16 protein-coding genes and 1 CRISPR repeat array are annotated in these 16,696 nt (G+C 62.5%); of the genes, 2 read left to right on the top strand and 14 right to left on the bottom strand.

The genetic code is table 11. The features are described 5' to 3' along the window. Positions 1–243 precede the first annotated feature (243 nt). Together M2320_RS19230 and M2320_RS19225 are read right to left on the bottom strand one after the other, a co-directional pair. Positions 244–681: a hypothetical protein gene (locus tag M2320_RS19230; protein ID WP_264598671.1), complete on the bottom strand. Its 438-nt coding sequence runs from the start codon at positions 679–681 to the stop codon at positions 244–246. A gap of 431 nt (positions 682–1,112) precedes the next feature. Next, complete coding sequence (locus tag M2320_RS19225; RefSeq protein WP_264598670.1) at positions 1,113–1,904, bottom strand: DUF3450 domain-containing protein; 792 nt, start codon at positions 1,902–1,904, stop codon at positions 1,113–1,115. A gap of 146 nt (positions 1,905–2,050) precedes the next feature. Between M2320_RS19225 and M2320_RS19220 the strand changes: the two genes are divergently transcribed. Then, complete coding sequence (locus M2320_RS19220) at positions 2,051–2,521, top strand: MarR family winged helix-turn-helix transcriptional regulator (RefSeq protein ID WP_264598669.1); 471 nt, start codon at positions 2,051–2,053, stop codon at positions 2,519–2,521. A gap of 1,008 nt (positions 2,522–3,529) precedes the next feature. On the opposite strand, the gene M2320_RS19215 is transcribed toward M2320_RS19220, so the two are convergent. Then, a complete protein-coding gene (locus M2320_RS19215) occupies positions 3,530–3,823 on the bottom strand; it encodes a hypothetical protein (RefSeq protein ID WP_264598668.1) in 294 nt (97 codons plus the stop codon). Between M2320_RS19215 and M2320_RS19210 the strand changes: the two genes are divergently transcribed. Continuing rightward, complete coding sequence (locus M2320_RS19210; protein WP_264598667.1) at positions 3,806–4,924, top strand: hypothetical protein; 1,119 nt, start codon at positions 3,806–3,808, stop codon at positions 4,922–4,924. The genes M2320_RS19215 and M2320_RS19210 overlap by 18 nt on opposite strands. A 400-nt stretch (positions 4,925–5,324) precedes the next feature. Here M2320_RS19210 and M2320_RS19205 read toward each other — a convergent pair whose 3' ends face one another. The 11 genes from M2320_RS19205 to M2320_RS19155 form a co-directional block, all read right to left on the bottom strand. Further along, a complete protein-coding gene (locus M2320_RS19205) occupies positions 5,325–5,702 on the bottom strand; it encodes a hypothetical protein (RefSeq protein WP_264598666.1) in 378 nt (125 codons plus the stop codon). Between the two features lie 74 nt (positions 5,703–5,776). Then, a CRISPR array of direct repeats spans positions 5,777–7,391; the repeat unit is 29 nt; unit sequence GGGCCTATCCCCGCGTGTGCGGGGGAACC. A gap of 53 nt (positions 7,392–7,444) precedes the next feature. Further along, complete coding sequence (gene cas2e / locus M2320_RS19200) at positions 7,445–7,756, bottom strand: type I-E CRISPR-associated endoribonuclease Cas2e (RefSeq protein ID WP_264598665.1); 312 nt, start codon at positions 7,754–7,756, stop codon at positions 7,445–7,447. Beyond that, entirely contained in the window at positions 7,756–8,646 is an 891-nt protein-coding gene (gene cas1e, locus M2320_RS19195) for a type I-E CRISPR-associated endonuclease Cas1e (RefSeq protein WP_264598664.1), read from the bottom strand. The genes cas2e and cas1e overlap by 1 nt, the downstream gene beginning before the upstream one ends. 12 nt (positions 8,647–8,658) lie before the next feature. Next, a complete protein-coding gene (locus M2320_RS19190) occupies positions 8,659–9,378 on the bottom strand; it encodes a type I-E CRISPR-associated protein Cas6/Cse3/CasE (RefSeq protein ID WP_264598663.1) in 720 nt (239 codons plus the stop codon). Next, positions 9,375–10,097 carry a type I-E CRISPR-associated protein Cas5/CasD gene (gene cas5e, locus M2320_RS19185; RefSeq protein ID WP_264598662.1) on the bottom strand — a complete coding sequence of 241 codons (723 nt, stop codon included), beginning with the start codon at positions 10,095–10,097 and terminating at the stop codon, positions 9,375–9,377. Before cas5e ends, M2320_RS19190 begins: the two co-directional genes overlap by 4 nt. Continuing rightward, a complete protein-coding gene (gene cas7e / locus M2320_RS19180) occupies positions 10,090–11,217 on the bottom strand; it encodes a type I-E CRISPR-associated protein Cas7/Cse4/CasC (protein ID WP_264598661.1) in 1,128 nt (375 codons plus the stop codon). Before cas7e ends, cas5e begins: the two co-directional genes overlap by 8 nt. Further along, the gene (locus tag M2320_RS19175; RefSeq protein WP_264598660.1) at positions 11,214–11,774 is read right to left on the bottom strand and encodes a type I-E CRISPR-associated protein Cse2/CasB; all 561 of its coding nucleotides are present in this window, start codon (positions 11,772–11,774) and stop codon (positions 11,214–11,216) included. The genes cas7e and M2320_RS19175 overlap by 4 nt, the downstream gene beginning before the upstream one ends. Beyond that, a complete protein-coding gene (locus tag M2320_RS19170; RefSeq protein ID WP_264598659.1) occupies positions 11,764–13,371 on the bottom strand; it encodes a hypothetical protein in 1,608 nt (535 codons plus the stop codon). The genes M2320_RS19175 and M2320_RS19170 overlap by 11 nt, the downstream gene beginning before the upstream one ends. Continuing rightward, entirely contained in the window at positions 13,368–15,851 is a 2,484-nt protein-coding gene (gene cas3 / locus M2320_RS19165) for a CRISPR-associated helicase Cas3' (RefSeq protein ID WP_425540695.1), read from the bottom strand. The genes M2320_RS19170 and cas3 overlap by 4 nt, the downstream gene beginning before the upstream one ends. Next, entirely contained in the window at positions 15,788–16,123 is a 336-nt protein-coding gene (locus tag M2320_RS23395) for a hypothetical protein (protein WP_425540694.1), read from the bottom strand. The genes cas3 and M2320_RS23395 overlap by 64 nt, the downstream gene beginning before the upstream one ends. Before the next feature lie 39 nt (positions 16,124–16,162). After that, a complete protein-coding gene (locus M2320_RS19155; protein ID WP_264598657.1) occupies positions 16,163–16,684 on the bottom strand; it encodes a terminase small subunit in 522 nt (173 codons plus the stop codon). Positions 16,685–16,696 lie beyond the last annotated feature (12 nt).

Here is a 16,696-nt window from a genome sequence, read left to right as displayed (position 1 = left end):
CCTACAGAACCCCATTCCAGGCCATACTTGCCGAACTCGGGAAGGACGTCCAAATTCGCTTCGCTTAAACGTTGCGCTTCACGCTGGAATCCAGGGGCTGGTCAACGCGGTCGCCAACGATCCGGATCATGCGGAAAAGCTGCGCCTTTTCGATCTCGGCGCCGAGGAGTGAAAAAGAGAAAGTTTCGCTCCTTGCGCTGGCGAAGCGCTGGCACGGCAAAGTGTAGGCAAAAATTATAATAACTATGGGAGCGGTTTCCATTGGCTCCGCACGAAGCCCTCGCTATCAAGAGCCATTTCGAGAGGAAGACGCGACATTCTTCCGCCCTTGCATTTGTAGTCCAAGTCCCACAGTTCACCATAGACAGCGTGCGGTGGCGTATCTTCGTCTGTGTCAGCCGTCTTACAATAATCTCTGGCGGCTCGGTCTGTATTTGCAACAATTTCTTGGGTAATCTTCACGCAAAAATTGCCGTTTCCTCCAGTCGCATAGGCGCACCACATGACGTGGCCACCGATGTCGCGGAAATGATATTCGAAGGATACGGAACCCGCGTCCGGATAGTTGACTTTGTTCATTCGCTTGGCTTCCGCCAACATCTTCTGTGTAGGGGATATTTCAGTCGCAATTGCAGGACCTGACACCAACAGACTGAGCACGGTGCTGATGATTTTCTTCATAGGCAAGCATCCTATAAGCGTTTAAGCGGAGCCGCGTCCGCGTCTCACAAGTCACCAGAACCTCAGTGCCCCTGACGCGAAAACTCGTCTGATCGCGAGAGCGGAAATTCGTCAATGTCATCTATTAACAAATGCCATCGGCCTGTTTCTGTAATTTTAGAACCAACGTGGCTGAATTCTGTCCCGAACATCTTGAGGGCGTCGGCGAAGTAAGCAGGACTTGTGGTCAAGGGGAAACCAAATTGGTGGGGGAACGTCTTGCGCACCTTCCAATTAGTTTCCCAATCAGTTGCTGACGAGTTGTCATCCCAGAGCTTTTGTAATCGCTTGCTAAGTCCAGCCGCCATTTTGAAAAACCTTTCTAAGCCAATGCGGAGTCGCCAAATGAACTAAAATTAACTTTGCGCTGATTGGCGCGGCACCACGCCTCGTCAAAGCGTCGGGGGGAATTGTGCGCTGCTATCGAGAGCGTTCTGCGGCAAAATTTCACCGGTGAAGAATTTTGCCTCGTTCGCCTTTAGCGCCGCGACTTCCGCTTCCAGCGCATCGCAACGCCCTGACAACTCATCGCGTTCGCGCCGCAGAGCTTCGATCTGCTCTTTCGCCGCCGTTAGGTCTGCGGCGAGCCGCGCGTTTTCTTCCGCGAGGATCGCTGCTCTCGATTGCTGCGCCTCGCGCGCTCCGGGCTGTGACGGCTCTTCAGGTTCGGCGTGAGGCCGGTAGCCGCTGGCGATCGCGGCGGACCTATTGCTGCACACCCGTTCGGCAGGCGAGGTTTGCGCCTTCTCCCGAACTGTTGCCTGCTCATCTGCGGGCACTTGCTGGTTGTCCGCGTTGGCTCCGCACCGGGCTAAATGCCTGTCGATGAGTTTACAAATCGCTCTGACGCCGTAACCAAAGTCCGGCTCGTCGCTCGTTTCCAAGTACGCTTCAACCACACTCCAGTTTTCGGCGAGTTTCATCAGAAGTCTGCGCCATTCGGGCTTGAATCCATGGCTTTCCGCCCACGTTCCGAATCCTCCGTAACCCAGAAGGTCTTTGGCCTCGTTGAGCTTGTCGCCGATCGTTCTGTAGTGAATCAGCGACTCCTTCGACGCCTTCTTGGCTGTTGCGGCGGCAGCACTGATCTCGTTGGCCAATTGCTCCGCTATGGCAGCCTTGTCGCCCTCCACTCGGGGCGGCAAGGCTTCAAAAAGGGGGACGATGCTCGATGGTTCGGTCATTGGAAAAATTCCTTGCGCTTACGTTATAGCGGTCATATATATACGACATATGTCGATAGTCAATCCATATGAGTATAAAAAATCCGTTTGAGCTTATCGCCTCCATATGGTATAATCCAAATTGTATCGGACGTAAGGAGTTGAGTGTGGAAGCCGAAAAATTTCATGAACTTAGTTTGGCCGCGCTCTACGCGTGTTTTTACAAAATCCGAAAAGCTGCCCCCGAACTGACGCTTCCCGGCTTTCTGGCGCTGCTCTTCATTGCGCGGGAGACTGCGGCGCGTGACTGGCGGCGCATACCGACCGTTAAAAAAATTGCGGAAGAATTCGGGCTCACTGCATCTGGTGCGACCAGAATTCTTGAGGTGCTGACGGAGCGGGGGCGTGTTCACGGCGTTAAGACCAGCAAAGGGCTGGGCCTCATCACCAGCGGCGAGTTTTTATTCGAGGGTCGGGCGGCTCCCTATTTTCTCACAACGAAAGGCGTGGCTTTGATCAAGCAAGTTCTCGCCGACCTCGCGCCCGGCAACAGCGAGCCATTCGAGCCATACGACGAGGGTGCTCTGCTGCTGCTTGCTGTTGCAAAAGTAAGCAAACGCGCAGAAGCGCAAGATTGAACCAAAATTGACGCGCCTATCAACAATCCACTGAGGTGGATTGTTGGCGGATGTCGCCGCTGTATTCAGGTCGGAAGCTTCGCTGCACGCATGTCAGATAAATCTGACGACGAACGGGACTCTTAAACCTTCGCCATTCCTCTCCCCGTCGCGTGTCTTGATAGGGCCTAAGACTTCGGGATCATACCGTATTGGAAGCCTGAAGACGACCCTTGTAAGAAATTTTTCGGCGTCTCACCGGGCTTTCTTTAGACTGTAGTTAAAAGAGACGGCGACTACGAAGCATAGGGCTGGATCGGCATCAGCGTCGCCGCCAAAACTGTTCTTCAGTGTGCAACAAATCTGGCGATCTGCGGCTTCACACATTCTTAGTCCGACGGCGTCGACGTTGGATTTCATCCGTGTGGCGATTTCGGTTCCCGCCTTCCGGGTTCTCCCGACCTGCGCCCGAGGTCGGCAATTTTCCACCAGAGTGGATTTTTCCGGGTCGTGGCTTGGCTGGGCACGGATACGATCGGCGCCACGGATCATTGGCGCGCGCGTGCGGCGATCCCGGCTGGCGGCAGGACGGGGACGAAGTGGGTGGAGGTGGTGGCGCCGGGATCGAGAGGGGCGCGCCGAGAGTCAGATTGGGATTGTATGCGGTCATTTGGCGGAATGTTTGGGGTGGCTTTAAAATGCAGAAGCCGCACCGTATTGTTACGTTACCAATTCGCCCCGGTCGGCCTCAACAAAACAATTTCACATCAAACAAAATTAAAATAGTGACGCCAGCAACCCGGTATGTCTGCGCGCAACGATGACAGGATGGTGTGTCGCGATTTTTATTGCGGTCGGAACGCGTGCTCTGAATATGCTATATAAATAGTTGATAGACATTACCGTAGGAAGTAATTGTGTCTGAGCGATTTCGAAGGGGGTTCCCCCGTCGCATGGCCCTGTCTGCGGCTTCCTACACGCAGGCAGGGCTTCGCTTTTTTATTGTAGGAACAATCACTTTTGGAAAATTCAAACCTCTACTGCTGCGACGCGCCTTGCTCCGCCGGTAAAACCCACGTCATCGCCGAGCAGGCCAAACACGCCGCCGCCGACGACAACGAGAAAATCCTGATCGTCCAGCCGACGAAGGAACTGATCGAAAAAACGATCTCGGAGGAGGTCGGCCCCGATTTTCAGGTCGAGCGGTTCCACGGCGACGCCACCACCAAGGTGGTCGCCGATCTGACCCAGCATTTTCGCGACACCCATTCCCACGGCGAGATCGTCTTCACGACGCATGCCGCCATGCTGCGGCTGGGCCATGTTCCCATGCCGGGCCGCTGGACGGTCTACGTTGACGAGATTCCCAGCGATTACGTGAAGATCGAGGAACTGCGCTTGCCCGAGCGCGACACGCGCGCGACCTTCTTCCGTCACTTCGAGATGCAGGACGGGCTCCTCGTTCCCGGCACAGGCCCCGACGCTCACCCCGAAAAGCTCGCCAAAAACGAGAAGCGCGACGCCGTCTGGAAGGTTTATCAAGGCGTCGCCTCGCGCGTCGTGTCCGAGCACTGGCGGGTTCACTGCGAGATGAACGAGGAAGGAACCCTCCGGACCACGTCGGTCTTGCTCCCCAGCCTGTTCAGGGGCTTCGGCAAGGTGGTCATGGCCTCAGCCAATTTCCACGAGAAGATTCTGGTGAAGTCTTGGGAACGGAACGAGGGCGTCACATTCATCCCGGATGACAGCATGAAGCTGCGGTTTTCGTCCCACGAGAACTGCGAGCGGCTGACGATCCGCTACGTTTACGACCGAGACGGCTGGTCGAAGGCGTTTCGCGATAGCTGCATCACGGTCGAAGGCAAAGACATCAACATCGGCAAATTCGCGCTCGAATCCGTCAAGCAGCACGTCGGCGACAACCCCGTCCTCGTCATGCGCAACAAGGACAAGGCGAAGGATTTCAAAAACTGGGAAACCGCGACGATCTTGCCCGGTTCGCCGCACGGCCTGAACTCCTATACCCACATCCATCATTTCGCCGCCTTCGCGGCCATCAACCCGGACCCGGCGCATCTCAAATTCCTGAATGACATTCTGCACGTCACGGCGGAGGAGGTGCAGAACGACATGTATCGAGACGTGGTCTACCAAGGGCTCTATCGCTCCAATCTCCGGATTCCGGATTCACAAGAGCCCGTCGAATGCCTCGTCATGGACAAGGGCACGGCGGAATGGCTTGAGACGAAATTGCCGGGTTGCCACGTCGAGCCCTTGCAGGGGGGCGAGGTCGCGAACGAGCCGCCGGTAAATCTGTTGGCCGCGCAACCAAAGAAAAAGCCGGGGCGGAAACCGACGGGCGCGGCCAAATCAGCAGCAGAACGAAAGGCCGCCCAACGAGCCAGACAAAAGGCGGCGACATGACCGCTCGGCCAGATATGTCACGCAATTACATGCCTTTATATATAAGCTATTTTCGTGACAACGACTGGCTTGTCGTCTCGTCGGCCTGCCCGGCGAAGACGACATGCCCAGTCGTTGCAGGCGGGAGCTTTGATTGGCGCCTCGCGCCAAGCGAAGCTTCCGGCTCAACAGAACACATCTCGTCAAGCGTGATACAGTGCCCGACCTCGGCTGCTGCGCGCCTCGTTCGGCCAACAATCACGAGTGCATTTTGCTCGGCCTCGCGCTTGCGCCGCGCGAGCCGGCCAAAATACCGCTCGTGATTGAGATCAGTTCTTCGTCGCCGAGTCTCCGGCCATTCCCCTCGTGAGCCAGATCAAGCAAACTGCAAAGACGACCGACGCCCAGATGGCCGAGGACATCAACGCAGCCAACCGGTGATTTGACCACGAGCGGACATCCGATCTCGTGTCGCAAAATGCGGAGCCTGCTCTATAAGTTTGGATTGGCCATCCCGCTCGATTTCCCGGACAGCATGAGGCCCCTGATGACCGAACAATTCAGCGGTAACGTTCCCTATATCGTCCGCCACACCGACCTTGATCGCGCCGAGAGTCCCATGGACAGCAGCGGAAGCTCCCCTCAGCTCCACCAAGACCACTCCACAAATAACTGGAAACAAAGGCGTTTTGAATGCCTTTGCCCGATTGGCCCCACTATAGGCCCCACTTTCGGCATGAGCTTTGGTGAGACGCGATGACGCACCAAGGCCTGCGCGGCGGTCTTCAAGTCTGATCATCGGGCGAGACTCCAGTGACCCTATTGACATGCGCCGCGTGTGCCCGGGTCGCCAAACCGCTGAATGCTGGTCTTGGGCCTATCCCCGCGTGTGCGGGGGAACCACATATCCCCGGCCCAGCCCTGGCCCTTCCAGGAGCCTATCCCCGCGTGTGCGGGGGAACCCCGGCCCTGCCCGTTGACGACGGCGACAACCTGGGCCTATCCCCGCGTGTGCGGGGGAACCCGGTTCGCCGCGATCGTCACCGAGACCTGATTGGGCCTATCCCCGCGTGTGCGGGGGAACCTCTCTCATCGTCGCCAGCATGATCGCCATGGCGGGCCTATCCCCGCGTGTGCGGGGGAACCGTGACGCCGAGCGCGGTTCCGCTCCAATTGCCGGGCCTATCCCCGCGTGTGCGGGGGAACCGAGTCATGGCGTCAGCCGGCCTTGTTCATGAGGGGCCTATCCCCGCGTGTGCGGGGGAACCGATGTCGCGCCCGTGGTCGTCGGCGTCCCGCCGGGCCTATCCCCGCGTGTGCGGGGGAACCTGATCGCGTCGCAAATCTACAAGGAGCGCACGGGGCCTATCCCCGCGTGTGCGGGGGAACCTGGTGCCCATGCGGACAATTCGGGTCAAATTCGGGCCTATCCCCGCGTGTGCGGGGGAACCCCCTGCGCAGGGCGGATATGTGCTCGCGGAGGGGGCCTATCCCCGCGTGTGCGGGGGAACCTGGGGGATTACCAGCGCAATTCAGAAGCGCGGGGGCCTATCCCCGCGTGTGCGGGGGAACCCGCCGGCTGAATAACCCAAGGACAATCTAAATGGGCCTATCCCCGCGTGTGCGGGGGAACCGGCTTGGCCCGTTTCGCCATTATTGATCGTCTGGGCCTATCCCCGCGTGTGCGGGGGAACCGACGGCGTCGGCGGCGAATTTTGCCTGATCAAGGGCCTATCCCCGCGTGTGCGGGGGAACCGCCAAGCCGGTGTTCGAGCTCGTCCAAAACCGGGGCCTATCCCCGCGTGTGCGGGGGAACCACATCCTCGCCGCACGCCCTGATTTCAGCTTTGGGCCTATCCCCGCGTGTGCGGGGGAACCTGTTGATGATCGACGTGATCGACGTCGGGTCCGGGCCTATCCCCGCGTGTGCGGGGGAACCGGACAGCCGCGCGGTTCCGCCAGACGAGAGTTGGGCCTATCCCCGCGTGTGCGGGGGAACCGTAAGCGTTTGTCGGCGGCTCAGCGGCCTCAGGGGCCTATCCCCGCGTGTGCGGGGGAACCTGGACCCGATTAGCACGCTGCTCTTTGGAACGGGGCCTATCCCCGCGTGTGCGGGGGAACCTAAGACCAGAGGCGGGAGCCAACTTGATCAGCGGGCCTATCCCCGCGTGTGCGGGGGAACCGTCACGAATTCAGCGATCATCAACTCTACATCGGGCCTATCCCCGCGTGTGCGGGGGAACCAGACGGGCAAGCAGGAAAACCTATCCTTCGATGGGCCTATCCCCGCGTGTGCGGGGGAACCGCAGCGGCGGATGCGTGGGGGGCAGCGGTTCGGGGCCTATCCCCGCGTGTGCGGGGGAACCGATGCGCCAGGCGCTCGGCATCGAGCTGGACCGGGCCTATCCCCGCGTGTGCGGGGGAACCACGATGGAGACCAGATCAGCGGCGACGGGAGCGGGCCTATCCCCGCGTGTGCGGGGGAACCTCTGACTCGGAAGTCATTGATTTGCTTGTAAACGATTTCAAACAGCGCGCCAACTATCCGTTGTTCGGCGAAAGGGGGCGGCGCACCAGAAGCATGGCGTCGTGGGCCACGATGTCCTTTGCCGGTTCACCGAGGGTCGCCAACCCTAGGCCGCCGTTCGCCGCGCTCTCGGCCCAGGTCATCACGATCGCGCCGCGCCGCAGGGTGGCGTGCCAATCCGACAGCACCCCCCAGATGCGGGCGCGAACGCCCGCGCTCATGCGCGGCTGGGCGTAGACGCCGGGCGCGAGCTCCAACATGGCGGAGGCGAGAAAGCCGCGGTAACGCGGTTCGACATCGCGGGTGATGACGACGACCATTGGCATCAATCAGGCTCCTGGACGGACTCGACGACTTCCTTTTCGACGCCCAGCAGCAATTTGATCCGATCGATCATGGTGGGGATGACGGATTTTTGCCGCATCAGAATCGCGGCGCGCCGTCGGGTCGCGCGCTCGATCGAGTCGCCGCTTTTGTCGGACTCCCTGACGGCCCCAAAAGCGATGTCGAGTACGACGTCGTGGCGATAGAGATCAGCGATGTCGAGTGGAAACGCCTGTCCTGAATCCTCATGAACAAAACCGAGTTGCGGGATGGCGCCGACCGCCGCGACGGCGACGCAGGCCGCCGCGCGCATGGCGGTCGCCGCATGGTTGATCGCCTGGTTGGGCAGATCGCCGGCGGTGGGGTTTTCGCGGTCGTAATTGCGCCCACGCCAGACGATGCCGTGGCGCTCGGCGGCGAGTTGATAGCTGCGCTTGATCCGCGCGCCCTCCTGCCCGCGCAAGACCTCGATGTCGCGGGTGCGGACGATTTCACCGAAGCGAATGGCGTACATGGCGCGCGCCACCTCCATGCGGCTTTCCGGGTCGGCCCAGAGCTTCACTTGCGCCCGCGCGACCTGCGAAGTGTCGGGCAGCAGGGGCGGCGCCGTGTAAAACCGCACCGCCCCTTCGCCGATGGCCGCCAGCGCGCAGCCATGGCGAGCCAGCAGGCGCAGCGCGTCGTGCGTGACGCTCGATCCCGGTCCGAGCAGGACGATGGAAACCGCCTGGTGCGGAATCTGGTAAGAACCCGCCGCGAGGTCGCCGCCGGCGGTGACGAAACGAAGACAGCCGTCTTCGACATCGAGCCGGCCGCGATCGAGCCAGACCAGCCCGTGCCGATCCGCATGGGGGATGCGCGCCTTTTCCAGTCCAAGCCGCCCCGACAGCATTTTTTTCCCCTCCTATCGCGCCGGACGCAACAGCAGCATGCCGTAGCCGAAGGCGGCATGGCGGCCGACGCCGCTCGCCAGTCGCGCGGAAAAGGCTGCGCCGTCCTCGACGGTGAGTGCGCCATGCCAGATCACATCCGGCCCTTCCCGCGAGGTCTTGCCCCTCACGACGGGACGCCGCTCGAAACGGATCAGGCGCGCCTCGTCGAGCGTCGCCGCCGCGCCGAGACGCTCGGCCAGCCAGGTGCGATAGACGTTTTCGCGCTCCACCGGATTTTCCGTCGGGCGTCCCTCGGGATGGCGCCGCAAGACCTCCGCCAGATAGGCGTCGATCTCCGCGCCTTTGGGGAAAACGCCCGCCGGCTTGAGCAGCCTTTTGGTCGGCCGCGCCCGCAGATCGAAGGCCAGACGCCGGCCTTTTCGCCAGGTGTCGGGCATTTCCTTCACGGCGAGACCAGCAAGACCGCAGACCGCCAGCGCGTCCGGTGTGGCGCATTCTCGCGCGGTTTGCCTGAGGTTGGTTTCGTCGCTGCGCGCATAGGCGTAAAGCGTCGCGCGCGCCGCCCCGGGTGCCGCCATCAGGCGAAAAGGCTGCGTCGCGCCTTTGCCAAAAGTTTCGGACAGCAGGTGATGCAGGGCGAGGCCTTCGTCGGCGCCGAAACCGCGCATCGCCGCCCATCGCCGCAGCGGCGCGAGGTCGAGCGGCAGGCTGATGAGATGAAGCGCGTTCATGCCGCCAACTCGGACGCGAAAACGGTTCCCTCGATAATGCGGCGCGTTCCGCCATGCAGGCCGGTGCGCCAGTTGCGCAGATCAGGCAGGTCAATCACGCGCCAAACATTTTCGCCGGCATCCGGTCCTTCGCCATGCGGCCAGAGCGCGCGCATCTTTTTCGGCTCGGCGTTGGGCTCCCCGGCGATGGCCCGCAAGGCGGAATAGGCGTCGGGCGCGGCGCCGCGGCCCGGCAGCAGCAGGGGCGTCGCGGGAAGACAGGGTTTGCGGCCAATGAACAGCGGCCGCGCCGGCCGCTCCAGCGCCGCCGCAAGCGCCTCGAGATCTGGATGCTTGTCTGTCGGGCGCAGCCGCAGGGCGACCATGATGCGGGCGTCCATGTGGTAGTCGCGGCGGCGGCGATGCGGATAGTTCGCCTCGGCGCGTCCCTCCAACGCGCCGCGCGTGGTCCAGCCCGGGCTTTTCTCCAGCCAGGCGTTCTGGACGTCGGTCAGCGGCGCCGTTTCATCGCCGCGATCCCGACGCGCCGCGAAAACCAGCCTGTCCTGCAAGCTCTGGATTTTTTCCCATTGGGTGCGTTCAAAACCCAGCGCATTGGCGAGCAGGCCGGCCAGCATGGATTGCGCCGGAAAATCGCGGGTGACGCCGATATGGTCGATGGCGACGCCGCCGAAGGCGAGCAGCGGCGCCTCCAGCCGAAGGATCAGCCAGTCATGCATCGGCAAGCTCCGCGACCTTGGCCTGCGCCCATTGGCCGAGCTCCGCGATCGAGCCGGCGGGCAAGCCGCCCAGTTGCACGTCGGACAGGTTCAGGCAGATGCGCCGCTCGCCCGTTGCATAGGCGTGGTCGAATTTGGCGAGTTGCTTGCCAAGCTGCGCCACGGCGGCGTCGAGATCGGGTCTGGACGGCTTGCGAAAGCTTTCGGCGAGGCTGCGCGGCTGGCGGTCGCCGGCCTCCAGCAGCATGAATCCGGCGCGGCCATAGGGCGCGGTGGAGCCGAGCTTGGCGCCGGGCGAGACTTCCGCGATGAGATGGACGAGGGAATCGACCACGCGTCCGGCGAGGTCCGTGTCGCCGCCGCAATTGGCGACCAGCGCCGGCAGGTCGATGACGACATAGCCGTAGAACAGGCCGGAGGTGAGTTCGGTTTCCTGGATCGTGTCGGCGCCGCTGTCGTCCTCGTCGCGCTTCAGATCGTCGACGGCGGTGAAATAATCGCTTTCGGATTCCTCGCCATGCACAGTGAAGGCGTGGGCGACGTGAACCGGGGCGTCGATGTTGGCGGCGGGATCGGAGGTCACCATGCGGCCGAACAGGGCGGCGACCAGGCCGCCAGGCAGCGCGGAATTTTCGCTCATCGCCTTGTAGGTCTTGGTCTTGGCCCATTCCGCCACCGCCTTCTTGGCGGCGGAGGCATCCGACGCTTCCGCCGCAAGCCGCTCCGCCTCGCGCGCCAGCCAATCCAGCTCCGGCCTGCCAAGCAGCAGGGTCTGGCGGCTTTTCTTGCCCTTGTCGGCCTTGTCGCCATAGACCAGTTTTTGGAACTCAGGCTCCAGCGCCGCGACAATGTCGTCGGCGAATCGTCCTTGCAGCGGCGCGATCACCTTTTCGGTGACGAGTTCGCGCGAGCGCACGGAATCCTCGTAGCCGCTCAGGTTTTTCAGCGCGTGCGGGTCCTCCGCCAGGCGCCAGTGGCGCTTGAGGCATTGCGACGAAATGCGCGTGCGCGACACGCCGCCATAGGTCAGGCGTTTGGCGAGCCCGGAATCGTCGCGGTTGAGCAGAGCGGCCGCGTAGGAATGCAGCGAATGGATTTGCAGGAAACGGGGCGCGGTCATTGAACGTCCTCTTTTTCGGCTTTGCGCGTGGCGGAATCGAGCCGGCGGTAATAGGCTTTCGCGATCTGCTGAAGGTTGCGCTCGACATCCTCGAACAGCAGCAGCGCGGCGATCTCCTTGCAGTTGACGCCGCTGGCGCGGTCGCGGCGGGCGGCCAGCATCCGGGCGAGACGGGTCAGAGCTTCGCCGCGCTGGTCGGCGGGCGTCGTCAGGAGGCGCGCCAGGCGGCTCTCCGAAACGACGGGTCGCGGATCGCCGCCGGCCGGGGGCCAGCTCGGATCGCCGCCGTCACAGAGCACGCGCCCGAGCTTTCGTTCGGGATCGTGCAGGCGGTCGGTTGGTTGGCGCTCGCCCTTGGGCGTGAGCAGCGCGAGGATATGAACGATGCGCATCCAGGCGGCGGCGGTCTCGTCGAGAAAACCGCATTCCGCCGCCAGGGCCCAATAGGGCAGCGGCCCGACGCCTCCGATGTCCATCCGACGAAGCTCGGCCAGCGCGCCGGCGTCGAGTCGCGGGAGGCGCTGCGATAAAAGGGCGATTGTCTCATCAAGCGGCATGGTCGGCGTCCTCGGCGGCGGCCTTTGCGAACAGGTCGGGAAAGTCGTGGCGGAGCCGGCCGGCAAAGGCGCTGCGCGCCCGCGCTTCCGCGCGCGGTCGGAACAGGCTGGCGCAAGGAACGGAAGAAATGGCGGCGTCGAACGCGGCTTCGGCATTTTTGAGGAGCGCGCGGCGGAATTCGGTTTGTTCGGCCTTCAGCGCCTCGGGGTCCTGCTGCTGCGCGGCGTCGCGCGCCCAGAGGTGATCGAAGAAAATGGCGTCCACAGCGCGGTCGAATGCGGCGCGGGCGGGGCCGGCGTGGCGATAATGGTCCTTCTTGATCTTGTCGCGGTCGCCGCCAGCCGCGACGATCGCTAGGGCATAGCCAAGCGCCTTGTCGAACATGTCTATGTCGCGCATCTGCGCCTGCGCCAATTCGAACAAGGCTTGCCGACGCGCCCCGAGCGTGTGCGCCTTGCGGCCGTGGAGCGGCAGGATGCGCGACTTGAAACCATCGGTCCGGCTGTTGCCGCGCGCCAGGGCCATGCAAACCAGGGCCATGGCGTCGCCGGCGCGCTCAAAAGGAGCCGGCGACGCCAAAACCGGCAAGGCCCAATCGCCGGAAAGCAGCAGCGCGGTCAGGCGGCTATAGTCGAAATCACCGTCGCCGAGCGTCAGGCTTTTGTTTTCGGTCCTGTGGACCGGCGCGAAAGGATCGCCCAAGGCGCCGTTGAAGGCTTTTGCGTCGATGCGCGTCGCTTTCGAGATGCCCTTGACGGCGGAAATCGTCTCACCATGGGCGGAAAGCCGGATTCGGCGGCAGATTTCGATGAACCAGATGTCGAGTTCGCGCAGGCGCAGTTGCTCGTCGTCCGGCCAGGGCGCAAGCCAGATCAGGCCAAGCCCGCCCGTTTCGGGATAGGAGATATGCGCGTTGCTCTGCAATTCGGCGTCGCGGGTTTCCAGCAAGGCGCGAACGTTGCGAAGAAACCAGGCGCCGAGGCGCGGCGTCATGGTTTTGCCGCCATCGGGGAGAGGCGCCAGCGTCACCAGGGGGCGTGACGATGAGCCGCCATTCATTCTGGCAATGCCGTAATTGGATCGCCCGCCATATCCCTCGCCCGTTTGCAGCGACACCAGCGCGAACACCCAGTCTTCCGCCGCCGCGTCCTGCGCCACCGCCTGTTTCAGATCGTGGTTTTTCGCGGTGATCAGCAGATCGAGCGCATCGGGCGTGGGAACCGCATTTTCCAGTTTGATCGCCTTTTCCAGTTTGATCGCCTTGGGAACCGGCGGCTGGAGAAAGGCGGGTTTTGACCAATCCTCGACGACGAGGCTCCAGGGCGCGTCATCGGCAAAATCCGGCGTCAGGCCGCGCAGCAGCTCGCGCCAATCGCTTTCGTCTCCTGGAATTTCGGTTCGGCCGCCGCGATGGAGCGCCAGCGCGCCGAGCTGCACGAGAAACATATGCCAGGCCGGCGCCTGATGCGGGCGCAAGGCGGGGAAACTTTCAACTTCGTCGCGGGCAAGCGCGGCGAGCACGCCGGGAAGGGAAAGCAGGCCGAACGGCGCGGCGGCAATCAGCGGCTGGGTGAGGAGATTCGTCGCATCGGTCATGGCTTGTCCTTGCTCAGCCCTCGGCGGTCGTAGACGAAACGGGAGCTGGCGCCGGCGGAGATGTGCAAGCCGCCCTCGATCGCTTCCGCCATCGGCGCCCCGGCGTCGATTCCGCGTGACCAATGCTCGGGCAGGGTGATGCTGCGAATAATCTGGCCGAACGGTCCTTCGATCGCCGCAAACTCCAGCCGCACCCCTTCGCCGCCCAGTCGGGTGCGGATTTTTTCCTCATCGGACACAAATTTGACCTCGGCGAAGGGCTGATCGACCGGCAGAACGATCCGCCTTGCCGCGCCGGCGTCGGCGATATCCTTGCCATAGACATCGTTCCAGTAGCGCGCCCAGGCCGCGCCCATTTCTACATTGAGCGCGTCGATCTTGTCGGTATGGGTGGCGCTTTCAACCAGCCAGCGGTTCATCGCAGGAATGGTCCATTGCGGATGCGACTGGACCAGCCGGCGCGTCAGTTCCAGGATGGAGAGATCGCGATAGACGCCCAGCAACACGCCATTGCTCACCCATCCACCCAGGCCATTCTCGAACGCCGGCGTGAGCAAGGCCGCTAACCCCTTCTCGGGCGTCAGCACGATGCAGCGCGGCTCGCCAAAACCTGTCGGTCGCGGCAAATCGTGGCGATGCAGGCGACCGATGCGCTGCAACAGCACATCCACCGGGCAGAGATCGGTCACCAGCAGATCGGCGTCGATATCGAGGCTTTGTTCCAGCGTCTGGGTGCCGATGACGATGACGCCGCCGTCTCGCCTTTTCTCTGAATCGGGCGAAAGCGCCTGCTCCACCGCTTCATCCAGCAAGGCGCGATCCTCCGGCGCGAAGCGGCTGTGGTGAAGCGCCGGTTCGCCGCCGACCTGAAGCAACAGGCCGTCTTGACCGTTCGCGCGAATGTCCGCCCAGGTCGCGACCGCCGCCGTCACCGTATTGCGAATGACCAGAACCCGGGCGCCTTGGGTCGCGGCTGTGATCGCCAGACGGGCCGCTTCTGCGGCGGCCATTGTGGGCGCCAATTCCATGGCGACCGTCTTTTCCCGTTGCGAGCCTTGCACGCCATGCGGCTGTGCGTCTCGCCGCCCCCAGATCGCCGGATAGGGCGCGGCGACGGCTCGCTCAAAATCCGGCGCGCTTCTTTCGCCCAGCCATTTGACCCGCGCCACGGAGCCGAGTGTGGCCGACATCAGCATCGCGTGTCCGCCGCGTCGCAGATGCATGTCGAGCAAATGCCCCTGGACTTCCGTCATGTAGCGGTCGGAAGCATGCACCTCGTCGATCACCAGAAAGCTGCGCGACAGGGCCGCCGCACGCAGATGCGCGTGCTTGACTTGCAAGGCGGCGAGCATGGCCTGATCGACCGTGCCAACGGCGATGGTCGCCGCCAGGCTGCGCTTGGCGCTCTCCGCCGCCCATCGCGACAAAAGCTTCTCTTCGTCTGGATTGTCGTCCCATCGCACGCGCCAGTCGGGCAACGATTGCCCCGGCGCATCACCCGCCTTGATGTAACCGGGAACCGCAAGCACGGCCTCGGGCGCGCCGGCGCCGAACAAACGCGCCATCGCTCTGTTCACACGCCCATGGATCTGAATGGCCGCTGCGCGGGTCGGCAGCGCGAAATAAAGCGCATCGACCAGCCCAGCCTCAAACAGTCGAGCGAACCGCCAAAGCGCCGCCTCGGTCTTGCCAGACCCGGTCTCGGCTTCGAGGATCACGAGACGATCATCGAGCGGATGTTCGGCTGCAAGTCGCTGTTGCAGGCGAGGCTCGCGCAAGCCCGTCAGGACGTCGAAGCGCGCGCGACCTTGCGCAGCGGCGTGAAAGGAGCGGGTATCGAGCCCGACGCGGCGGAAAGCTTCGCGCGCCAAATCTCGCGCCTTGACCATATAGGCCAGATCGAGCGCGTCCATATAAGCGAAATTGCGCCGGTCCGAGCCAAGCCAATCGGCCAAGGAAACCAGTCCGCAAAACAGATGGGGAAAGTCAGGCGTCGCAGGCAGCGGCGCCGAATCAAGCGCAAATGCGGCGGGAAACCACGCGCGCATCAATGTCCCGATTTCAGCGGAAGCGGTTTTCGCGTCATAGCCGGCGAAAGCGGCCCAACGCTCGCTCGCCTGGCTGGAGGAAGCGAACGGGCGGCCATGATGCGCCAGCGACGCGAAAAGGAGATGTTCATCGACGCCCCAGGAGATCAGCGCGTCCAGGTGCAAATTGAACGCAATTGGCGCCAGCGCCGCTTCCGAGAAAATCGCGCCCCCCTCCGCCACATGACCATGAAGGGGACCGCTCCATGATTTTCCAGGCCATCCCTTGGCTTGAAATCCAGGATGCAGCTTCCCGCAGTCGTGAAGAAAGGCGAGGACGGCGAGGCGAGCGACGGCTGTCTCGGCCAGACGCCCGCCGGCCGCGCGCTTCATTCTGTCGCGGATGACGGGCAAAGTGCAAAGAGTCTCGAAACAGGCGGCGACATCCGCCATGTGGTGCGAGAGGCGGTGGACGCCACCGTCTTGCGCTTTGCCCCAGGGAAAAGTAATTGCCCGTTGCTCAAACACTTGCGCCCTCGGAAGAGCTTGCGAATCATCGAAATTGAAACAAAGTCTATTCTAACACTCGTCCGCGTCGAACTGGAGCGGTTGATGGAAGCATCAGAACCGGTCAGCGCGTGAACGCCGCGCTTGGGCAGGATGCCGGCCAGGAGCTTCGTTTCGGCAGCTTCGCCATAGATGGTCCCTCCGTGTATTTTGCGCATGATCGTTTTCCTCTTGGGTTTGGGGATGAAGGTGATTGGTCAGGGCTTAACCGGAAGAGCGTTGCCCTGAAGCTGCTGCACAAGCAGGTGCAACGGGTTCTCGGCGCTACCCCGCTGCTTGTCGTAGCCAAGGAGCTTCGTCAGTTTGTCGAGCGCGCCGAGCTTGTCGTGCAGCTTCACGCGGATCGAGCCGCCGTCCTTCGTGAAGGTCTGCGCGACTTCGGCGACGGCGGATTGCTGCTCGCGGGTGAGCTCGCCCTTGTCGCAAACCGTGATGCCATCCGGTCCCCACTCGAAATAATCGCCAACGTTTGCGAACGCGATTTGCGCCAGTTCTTCGGCGATGCGATCCGCCGTGATTTCCGTGCGCTCGGAGCGGGTTTTCTGGGCTTTCGAGACGGCAGCGGCGATTTCAACTTTTTTCAACAGCCTCTCGCCGATTTGTCCCGCCGTCCTCGGGCTGTATCCGGCCCGAATAGCTGCCTGCGTTGCGTTCGCGTCGATGGCGTACTCCTCGACGAAGCGCTGCTGTTTAGGGGTGAGTTGCTTTTTCCGTTCCATATTCTCATCCTC

This window comes from Rhodoblastus acidophilus (assembly GCF_025961575.1).
GTDB lineage: Bacteria > Pseudomonadota > Alphaproteobacteria > Rhizobiales > Beijerinckiaceae > Rhodoblastus > Rhodoblastus acidophilus_C.
This window is presented reverse-complemented; position numbering and strand designations above follow the sequence as displayed.